9 protein-coding genes and 3 tRNA genes are annotated in these 9,097 nt (G+C 45.0%); 8 read left to right on the top strand and 4 right to left on the bottom strand.

Annotated features, from left to right (window positions below; genetic code table 11):
• A partial coding sequence (gene lexA, locus A3756_RS08835) for a transcriptional repressor LexA (protein ID WP_068553351.1) occupies positions 1 to 607 on the bottom strand: 607 nt, incomplete at its 3' end.
• Between the two features lie 254 nt (positions 608 to 861).
• Here lexA and A3756_RS08830 point away from each other — a divergent pair.
• The 8 genes from A3756_RS08830 to A3756_RS08795 all read left to right on the top strand — a co-directional run bounded on the left by A3756_RS08830 (position 862) and on the right by A3756_RS08795 (position 6,550).
• Entirely contained in the window at positions 862 to 2,022 is a 1,161-nt protein-coding gene (locus A3756_RS08830; protein ID WP_068515808.1) for a hypothetical protein, read from the top strand.
• Between the two features lie 128 nt (positions 2,023 to 2,150).
• The gene (locus tag A3756_RS08825; RefSeq protein ID WP_068515805.1) at positions 2,151 to 2,642 is read left to right on the top strand and encodes a hypothetical protein; all 492 of its coding nucleotides are present in this window, start codon (positions 2,151 to 2,153) and stop codon (positions 2,640 to 2,642) included.
• 51 nt (positions 2,643 to 2,693) lie between these two features.
• Positions 2,694 to 3,332 carry a UvrY/SirA/GacA family response regulator transcription factor gene (uvrY, locus tag A3756_RS08820; protein WP_068515802.1) on the top strand — a complete coding sequence of 213 codons (639 nt, stop codon included), beginning with the start codon at positions 2,694 to 2,696 and terminating at the stop codon, positions 3,330 to 3,332.
• A complete protein-coding gene (gene uvrC, locus A3756_RS08815; protein ID WP_068515799.1) occupies positions 3,313 to 5,193 on the top strand; it encodes an excinuclease ABC subunit UvrC in 1,881 nt (626 codons plus the stop codon). Before uvrY ends, uvrC begins: the two co-directional genes overlap by 20 nt.
• Before the next feature lie 32 nt (positions 5,194 to 5,225).
• Positions 5,226 to 5,777, top strand: coding sequence for a CDP-diacylglycerol--glycerol-3-phosphate 3-phosphatidyltransferase (gene pgsA / locus A3756_RS08810; RefSeq protein WP_068515797.1), 552 nt, complete (start codon positions 5,226 to 5,228; stop codon positions 5,775 to 5,777).
• Positions 5,778 to 5,979: 202 nt separating this feature from the next.
• Positions 5,980 to 6,055, top strand: a tRNA-Gly gene (locus A3756_RS08805).
• Between the two features lie 295 nt (positions 6,056 to 6,350).
• Positions 6,351 to 6,424: transfer RNA gene (locus A3756_RS08800), tRNA-Cys, on the top strand.
• 39 nt (positions 6,425 to 6,463) lie between these two features.
• A tRNA-Leu gene (locus A3756_RS08795) sits at positions 6,464 to 6,550 on the top strand.
• A gap of 246 nt (positions 6,551 to 6,796) precedes the next feature.
• Here the strand turns inward: A3756_RS08795 and A3756_RS08790 are convergent.
• The 3 genes from A3756_RS08790 to A3756_RS08780 form a co-directional block, all read right to left on the bottom strand.
• Positions 6,797 to 7,225: a thioesterase family protein gene (locus tag A3756_RS08790; RefSeq protein WP_068514211.1), complete on the bottom strand. Its 429-nt coding sequence runs from the start codon at positions 7,223 to 7,225 to the stop codon at positions 6,797 to 6,799.
• 9 nt (positions 7,226 to 7,234) lie between these two features.
• Positions 7,235 to 8,236 (bottom strand): NAD(P)-dependent alcohol dehydrogenase, encoded by a 1,002-nt coding sequence (locus tag A3756_RS08785; RefSeq protein ID WP_068515794.1) that lies wholly within the window; start codon positions 8,234 to 8,236, stop codon positions 7,235 to 7,237.
• A 414-nt stretch (positions 8,237 to 8,650) separates the two neighbouring features.
• Positions 8,651 to 9,097 (bottom strand): transposase (locus A3756_RS08780; protein WP_197481255.1); only part of this gene is annotated, 447 nt, incomplete at its 5' end.

Below are 9,097 nucleotides of genomic sequence, written 5' to 3'. Positions count from 1 at the left end.
GGATACCCTCCTTACGGATAACGCCTACGCCCAGACCTTCAATTACTACATCTTGTTCTCTCAGGTCGATCACGATGGGATCAAACTCTTCATTCTCGGCAATAAGCTCAACGATGTGTTTGTTTTTATTGAGACGTTTAACCGTTACTTCTTCGCCCACTCTGGCAACGACTATTTGCCCATTTCGAGCTGTTTCGGTTTTATGGACTGCAAGCAAATCTCCGTCGAGTATGCCGATATCCTTCATGCTTTCACCTCTTACGCGTAATAAGTAGTCAGCAGAAGGAGAGAAAAACTCTGGCGCAAGTGTGCAGTAGTCTTCGATATTTTCCTCACCTAAAATCGGGTTACCAGCAGCGACTTGACCAACAATCGGTAAACCCTCGGGAATATCGCTTTGCGGTAAGCGGATGCCACGGCTGGCTCCGGGGACAATCTCAATCGCGCCTTTCTTGGCTAGTGCCTTAATATGGTCTTCTGCTGCATTGGCAGAGCGAAAGCCAAGTGCCAAAGCTATTTCCGCACGAGTAGGTGGGTAACCTGTTTCATCAATATTTTGTTTGATGAGTTGCAATACTTCGCTTTGTCTCTTGGTGAGCTTTAGCATGCCGTGTAGTCCGTTAGGTTGAGTTAATGTTTATCTGTGTGAATAACCAGTACCTGTAAATGTATACAGTAAAATGTATTTTGTAAATGTTTTGGAAAGAACTTTTCCATATATTTTATTGAAAGCCATTTTTTACCCATGCATGATGTAGCGAAATTGCACAGTAAAAGGCGGGCGAAAACTTGAATCTATCGACAAATAAAATAAATACCATCTTCCACAAAACTTCTACTTTGCTTCTTACGAGTGCTTTAATGCTTAGTAGTGGCAATGCCCTCGCGAGTGTTGAAGGTGAGTTAGGTTTTCAAGCGCGTACCTTTGTGGAAGAGGGGCTTGCCGATCAGAGTCAATTTCAAAGCTCCCTAAGCGGGCAGATAGAATTCGATACATCATTAGGGCAAGGAGACTTTGTTGCCAAGGTGTTTGGTCGTTACGACTTTGAGGATGATGAGCGCACTCATTTTGACTTACGCGAAGCGCTCTGGACCTACTATGGCGATTCCTGGGAGTTGCAAGCGGGTGTCGGTAAGGTGTTTTGGGGTGTCACAGAATCTATGCATCTCGTTGATATCGTTAATCAAAGCGACAGTGTTGAAAACCCCGATGGCGAAGACAAGCTCGGTCAGGCGATGCTTAAGTTTTCATTAGAGCGAGACTGGGGAACGATTGACCTTTTCTGGTTACCGTACTTTCGCGAAAGAACCTTCGTTGGCGAAGATGGTCGCTTATCTGCAAGCCCTTTGCCGGTAAGTAATGATGAAGCAAGCTATGCATCGGGTGCACAAGAATGGCATAGTGACTTTGCTGTCCGTTATTCACATTATGTCGGTGAATTAGAGTTTGCTTTATCTCATTTTTCCGGCACGAGTCGTGAAGCCAGTTTCCGCCCGAATGCTACGTTTTCTGAGTTAGTTCCTCATTATCATCTTATCGATCAGACTGGTATTGAACTTCAATATATTTATGACTCTTGGCTATTAAAGTTTGAAGGTATCACCAATTCCGGCTTTGGTGATGCTCTTGGTAGAAAAGGTCGATATAGCGCCGCAGTATTTGGCTTTGAATATACCCAAGTGGGTATTTTCGAAAGCTCTGCTGATCTGGGGTGGGTGTTGGAATATATGTTTGATGACCGTAAAGAGCACGCAACTCACGCTTTTGAACGAGATATTTTTGCCGGTTGGCGTTATGCCTTTAATGATGAAGACTCCTCTGAAATCCTAACGGGCGTCATTTTTGATCCACGTACTGAGGAATTGATGTTTTCATTCGAGGCGAACAAGCGACTGGCGAGCGATCTTAAGTTGAATATTGAAGCGCGCGTGTTTCACGGTGCCGAAAGTGACGACCAATTGAAAACTTACGGTCTAAGAGATGAAGACTATTTAGAGCTGGAGTTAGTGAAGTACTTCTAAAAGTATGGCTTTTATGCCTGATTTAAATTTATTTATGTTTTTTTGTTGGTAAAACTCGCTATATTGCTGTGATGACATACACTTTTGTTAAGTACTGTGTGAATTGTAATTGAATGTTGAGAAAGGCCATGTCTACATATACTTCATCCCCGAATTCTAGCGTTGAAGGCGGGAGCCGCATAGAGACAACCAATTTCGTGATCGATGCAAAGCACGATATCTTGACGATCGATATGCTTGGAACATGGAATGAGGGGAATACCTTAGACTATGTCGCTAGTTATAAACGTTTGGTTCACCGCTATTTTACCCGAGAGTGGGCTTGTGTGATCAACTTAAAGGGCATGGATATGCTTCTATCCGAGTCGTTTCAAATCGAAACACTAAAGGCGCTTAATGCTTGGTCTTATATTAAAGGAATGAAGGCTATTGCTGTTGTATTTAGTAGCAATAACCGAAGTCACTTGCTCTATCAGTTCGAAGAAATATTCAAGGTTAAGCACCCCTATGCAACGTCGGTATGCTTGAGTGAATTTGAAGCTTCTCAATGGCTTGATTCTCAGGGGTTTAAGATGAAAACCTTGAATTCGTCACCAAAACTAACAAGCATTGCTGTATAATCTCCGCGTTCATTGTCTAACAATTCTAGTTGCTTTCGCGGGTGATTTATTTTGATAAAAGTCTTAGTCGTTGATGATCATGATCTGATTCGTGCAGGTATTGCGCGTATGTTGCTTGATGACGGTGCGATTGAGGTAGTCGGTGAAGCATCTTCTGGTGAAGATGCTTTAAGCAAAGCGCGCGAACATTCCCCTGACGTTGTCTTGATGGACCTCAAAATGCCCGGCATTGGTGGGCTAGAGGCAACACGAAGGCTAAAGCGTCAAAATGAGCAAACAAAAGTCGTAGTTGTAACAGCTTGTATTGATGATCCTTACCCAAGCCACGTTTTAGAATCGGGTGCTTCGGCATATGTTTCGAAGAACAGCCATATTTCTGAGATGATCAAGGCAATCAAGCAAGTTCATAGCGGCGAGCGTTATATTAGCCCTGATATTGCACAGGCTATGGCCTTAGGTAAAGCGAACTCGTCTCCTTTTGACAGTTTGTCTGAGCGAGAACTGCAGATTGCCACGATGATTATGGATTGCCAGAAAGTTCAGAGCATATCAGACAAGCTTTGTCTGAGCCCAAAGACAGTAAATAGTTATCGCTATCGGATATTTGAAAAGCTGGATATCACCAGTGATGTTGAATTGACCTTGCTTGCTGTGCGAAATGGTTTGTTAGATGTCGACCGACCCAATTGATCTGCAAGAATCCTTCTCAGAATCTTCCTCATTTGACTCTAAAAGCTTTTTATCTGGATTGACTACAAGTCCGGGAGTCTACCGTATGTATGGTAGTGACGGAAGCATACTGTATGTTGGTAAGGCAAAGCATCTCAAAAAACGTGTTTCCAGTTATTTTGCTCGTCAGGGTTTGTCTCTTAAGACTCAATCGCTAGTCAGCAAAATCGCTAAAATAGAAGTCACGCTAACCCGTAGCGAGACAGAAGCGCTGATTCTAGAACAGAATCAGATAAAGACCCTTAAGCCCCCGTACAATATTCTCTTGCGAGATGATAAGTCTTACCCCTATATCTATTTGGCAAGCGATAAAGAATACCCTTCATTATCCATGAAAAGGGCGCGTAGCAAAGGGAAGGTTGGACGTTATTTCGGGCCCTTTCCAAGCTCTGGTTCAGTAAAAGAAAGCCTGAACATGCTTGAGAAAATCTTCAAGGTTCGCCAATGTCATGATAGCTATTACAACAACCGCTCTCGCCCTTGTCTTCAGTATCAGATAAAACGCTGCAAAGCTCCGTGTGTCGGTTTGGTTAGTCACGAAGAGTACCTGGAAGATGTTAAAAGTGTTGAGATGTTTCTGCAGGGAAAGAGTCCTGAATTAATCCGTAGGCTTATTTCGCAAATGGAGCAGGCTTCTATAGAGCTTAAGTTCGAAGAGGCCGCAGAGATAAGAGATCAGATTGAGCATCTTCGACATGTTCAGGAAAGCCAGTCTGCCGAGGGTGGGACGCAGAGCCTGGATGTAGTTGTACTCGTAGCAAAAGGCGGCTCGGTTGTAGCATCAATGCTTTATGTGCGTAACGGGCGAATTCTTGGCCATAAGAACTACTTCCCCAAGTTGTCTCTGGAGATGAGCAATAATGAAATGCTGTCGAGCTTTGTCGAGCAATATTATATTGGCCAGAATGAGTCTAGAGATATTCCGGGAGAGATTGTTCTAAACGAATCATTGAGTAATCAGGCATTGATTACCGAAGCCATCGAGCAGGTAGTTGGTAAGAAGGTGAAAATCTCTACCAAGGTGAAACAATTAAAGGCGCAATGGCTTAAGCTAGCGAGCACGAATGCAGAAAATGCCCTGCAAACGCACTTGGCTAATAAAGAAAACATGTTTCATAAGTTCGATGCTCTGGCGGAACTACTGCAGCTTGAGGATCGACCCAAACGCATGGAGTGCTTTGATATTAGCCACAGCTCAGGTGAAAAAACAGTGGGCTCCTGTGTTGTCTTTAATGAGGCGGGGCCAATGAAGTCGGACTATCGGACCTATAATATTGAAGGTATTACCGGAGGGGATGACTACGCTGCAATGCGTCAGACACTGGAAAGGCGCTACAAGGCATTGAAAGATAACCCCGATAAACGACCAGACCTGATTTTAATTGATGGTGGCAAAGGTCAACTAAATCTGGCACTTGAGGTCTTCGACAGGTTAAACTTGTCAGATCTTAATGTAATTGGCGTTGCCAAGGGTGTTACGCGTAAACCCGGCTTTGAAACATTGCTAATACCTGAAAAGGCTGGCCACTTAAAAACGATAGACTGTGCTTCTGATAATCCGGGGTTGCATTTAATTCAGCAAATACGGGACGAAGCCCACCGCTTTGCGATTACCGGGCACCGGAATCGTAGAGATAAGGCAAGGCGTCAATCAACGTTAGAGAATATTGAAGGGGTAGGGGCTAAGAGGCGAAAAGCGTTGCTGCAGTATTTTGGTAGCGTCTCGAATATCAAAAAGGCGTCGACCGAAGAAATAGCAAAAGTATCAGGAATTAGCACGAGTTTGGCAGAGCATATCTATTTGACGCTCCATAGCTCGTAAATAAAGTATTACTAAGGCAGCTAGAAGTTTTCATGAATTTACCAAATATCCTTACCGTTTCCAGAATTGTTCTTATTCCGGTTTTTGTCGTAGCGTATTACTTGCCGATAGAATCGAGTGCCATCTTAGCTGCAGCGTTATTTTTTATTGCAGGTTGTACGGATTATCTTGATGGCTACCTGGCAAGAAAGTGGAACCAGACTACACCCTTTGGTGCTTTTCTTGATCCAGTCGCAGATAAACTGATGGTGGCAATGTCCTTGGCGGTGATAATCGAAAGCTATTACTCTGTCTGGGTGACGATTCCAGCGATGATTATTATTGGGCGTGAAATTGTCGTTTCAGCCTTGCGAGAGTGGATGGCAGAGCAGGGCAAACGTGATAATGTTGCGGTGTCGTTCATCGGTAAGCTAAAAACTATGTGCCAGATGGGCTCCATTATGCTGTTGTTGCTAGGCCCTGAATCTGACTGGTTTTATTGGTCTGGGATTGGCCTTATATACTTCGCATCGATTCTTACGCTATGGTCAATGTACCAATATCTCACAGCATCGTGGGAGCACTTATTCTCTGAAGAGAGTTAGAAGCGGAGTAAGTATTACTGCTTTGGTATAAAAAATAATCGATCTGCTTCTCGGAAAATAGATAGCTGAAAAAAAGTGAATTATTCTCTTAAACATTGCTTGACTCTTAAATCGAATCCGTTAATATATGCGCCACTTCAGCAACACAGGCAACGAAAAGTTGTTTTTTACTAGAGTGTTGCAATGAAATATGAAGTGATCTGCGGGAATAGCTCAGCTGGTAGAGCACAACCTTGCCAAGGTTGGGGTCGCGAGTTCGAATCTCGTTTCCCGCTCCAAATTCTAAAAAACCTCGGATTTATCCGAGGTTTTTTGTTAGTGGACTATAAAGATTTATCGATATAGTTTACGGTGTAGTTTAAAGGCGCGATAGCAAAGCGCTTAGGGCTCTGCCCGATTAACAAGAGTGCACTGGATTGCTGCAATCCTACGGTAGAATTTGAAGCTCTTGTTTAGTACAAGTTTAAAGGCGCGATAGCAAAGCGCTTAGGGCTCTGCCCGATTAACAAGAGTGCACTGGATTGCTGCAATCCTATGGTAGAATTTGAAGCTCTTGTTTAGTACAAGTTTAAAGGCGCGATAGCAAAGCGGTTATGCACTGGATTGCAAATCCACGTAGGCCGGTTCGACTCCGGCTCGCGCCTCCATTTAGCATCCCTTTGGTGTTAAATGTAAAAGCCCCCAAAGCCCGGGTGGCGAAATTGGTAGACGCAACAGACTTAAAATCTGTCGTCCTTCGGGACGTGCCGGTTCGATTCCGGCCCCGGGCACCATACTCATTTCAGTCAGATTCATTCAATTACAGTCAAGTACTGTCAAAGTCCAATATTTACAGTGGCTTAGCGTAGGTTGTCGCCTTTCAGGTACGTTCATATCCGGTCAATTGCGTCAGATTCAGTCATGCTTTACCCCTTGCATATTTTTATTAGGGGGTAAATTGGGGGTAATTCTCAGTTCGATTTAGGAGTTACCCCTTATGCAGAGACGTCGATTACCTGGAAAATTAACTGATGCAGAAATTAGAACACTACAATACTCTGCGGCACTGAAATTGCCTTTCTTTGCTCATAGTCATAGAAAACCACACCGGTCTTTGCCAAGGTAATGATTTTTGGCTTATCTTTGTCATCTGTGGCTTTGCTGACTCGGTAGAGCATTTGGCAGCTTCTATTCGACACCTCCGTGACAGCAATATCAAATACCAATTCATCACCAAAAAAAGCCTCGTCGATATACATGACTTGCAGGTCTGCCAGAATGTAGCCTTGAGCGCTGTCTTCAAGTTCACATATACCTATCGATTCAAAAAAAGCAGCCCTGGCTTCATGAATCATCGAGACTAATTTGTCATGGCCGAGGTGCTTACGGTAATTTACGTCCTGTATCCGAACTGATTGCGACATCGAGAAGTGAGCGTAATCCGGGAAATCGATACTAACTTTGGACATTCTAATTTCCTATTTGCTTAAGACAATTCGGTAATGCGCCTTGCCACTCTCAAGTCTGGCTATCGCTTCATTGACTTGGTCGAACTTGAAGTGCTCAACCTTGGGTTTAATGTCGTGTCGCTTTGCAAATGACAACATATTGCGCAGTGCTTGCGGACTCCCAACAGGAGAGCTAGACACTGAGCGTTGACCGGCCATCAATGAAAATACGTTAAGATCTAAAGGCTCAAGTGTCGCACCGACAAAATGTAGCTTGCCCTTGGGGGCGAGTGTATTGACGTATTGGTTCCATTTGAGTTTCACATTAACGGTGGATAAGACCAAGTCAAACTTGCCGGCCAGAGCGTTGAGTTCGTCAGGGTTTTTGGAGTCAACGGTATAGTGCGCACCAAGCTCTAGGGCTTCAGCTTTTTTAGCTTCAGATGAGGTAAAGGCCCAGACTTCACAGCCCCAGGCACGTAAAAACTGTAGGGCTAAGTGGCCTAGTCCACCAATCCCAATGACGCCAACGGTGTCGATGGGTTTAATGTTGTATTCAACAAGTGGATTGAAAACGGTCACGCCAGCACAAAACAAAGGGGCGGCTGAAGGCTCTTCAAAACCCTCGGGTAAGGCAACGACGCTACTTTCTTCCGCGCGTACCTTGTCAGCAAATCCGCCGTGATGACCGATGATGGTTCCTTGGGCTGAAGCGCAAAGGTTATGGTCGCCGCTATGGCAGGACGAGCAGCTCATGCAGTAGCCAGAGTGCCAGCCTAAGCCGACAGTCTGTCCAATTTGAATCGACTTAACGCGCTTACCGATGGCGTTCACTTTGCCGATCACCTCATGCCCGGGCACAAAAGGGTATTGGGTCATTCCCCATTCGTTGTTGAGCATGCTTAGGTCACTGTGGCAAATGCCGCAGTGCTCGACGGCAATTTCAACTTGGTCGTCTGGTAAATCACCAGGATCGTATTCGAATGGTTTTAGTTCACCACCTGCTTCAAACGCTGCATATGCTTTAATCATGGTAGAAGTCTCCTAAGCCTTGTCGATAGAGTAGTCTAAAAGAAATAGATAGCTGACAGCAAAGCATTCAGCATCATTATCAAAAAGTCAGTGATAAAAATGAATAGCATGACGCCTTTTACTTGCCACACACCTTTGCCGCTTCGATTTTGTACGGCTACCGGCACGTTGAAGGCGAATTGAGGCGTATAGGACGTTTAAAGCACCTTTTCACCCTTCGGATGAAGTAGCATACCCGAAATTGCCGCTCATTTTTATTGCCTAAGCCCCGGAATTTAGCTTCACAGCGCCCAAAGAAGGTCGTATTTTGGTCGATTTGACCGAAAAGTGCCTGGCGAATGGATCTTTAGCCGACAGTTGCCCCACCGGCCTGCCGCAAAGGCTGACAGTACATGGATTGAGAGCTTAGGAGCGTCAATTAAATAAACGAGTCTGCGATGGGCCGAACAGGCTGGGAGTCAGTGGTGGGGCTCGCTCTGGCGGCTGGTTGTGATGGTTAGTATCGGCTTTGGCCGCCTTCTGTTTGAGATGTTTAAGAATCTGCTCGATTATGTCCGGATCCTCAATGCTGGCAATCACTTTGACATGCCCTCCACAGTGCTCGCAAACCTCAATATCAATATTGAAGACTCGCTTAAGTCGCTGCATCCATGTCATGGCATGGTGCCGCTCTTCAGGGGTCTTATCGAGCCAGTCAGTATCGGCTGCTTCTAGTTTGTCAGGCTTTTTTCCGCGTTTAGCCGGTGTGACCTGAACACGGTGTTTGCTGTTCGGTGCGAAGACTCCGTGGAATCGGGTGAGGTTGACGCGCGGCTTGGGTACCAGTGCAGCCAGCTTGGCCATGAAGTCCATGGGTTCGAA

Source organism: Oleiphilus sp. HI0086 (genome assembly GCF_001635225.1).
This window is presented reverse-complemented; position numbering and strand designations above follow the sequence as displayed.

Bases quoted from the DNA above. Each gene is read 5' to 3' on its own strand.
- pgsA (WP_068515797.1), top strand. From the start codon at position 5,226: ATGAATTTACCAAATATCCTTACCGTTTCCAGAATTGTTCTTATTCCG.
- A3756_RS08825 (WP_068515805.1), top strand. From the start codon at position 2,151: ATGTCTACATATACTTCATCCCCGAATTCTAGCGTTGAAGGCGGGAGC.
- A3756_RS08790 (WP_068514211.1), bottom strand. From the start codon at position 7,225: ATGTCCAAAGTTAGTATCGATTTCCCGGATTACGCTCACTTCTCGATG.
- A3756_RS08830 (WP_068515808.1), top strand. From the start codon at position 862: ATGCTTAGTAGTGGCAATGCCCTCGCGAGTGTTGAAGGTGAGTTAGGT.
- uvrC (WP_068515799.1), top strand. From the start codon at position 3,313: ATGTCGACCGACCCAATTGATCTGCAAGAATCCTTCTCAGAATCTTCC.
- A3756_RS08785 (WP_068515794.1), bottom strand. From the start codon at position 8,236: ATGATTAAAGCATATGCAGCGTTTGAAGCAGGTGGTGAACTAAAACCA.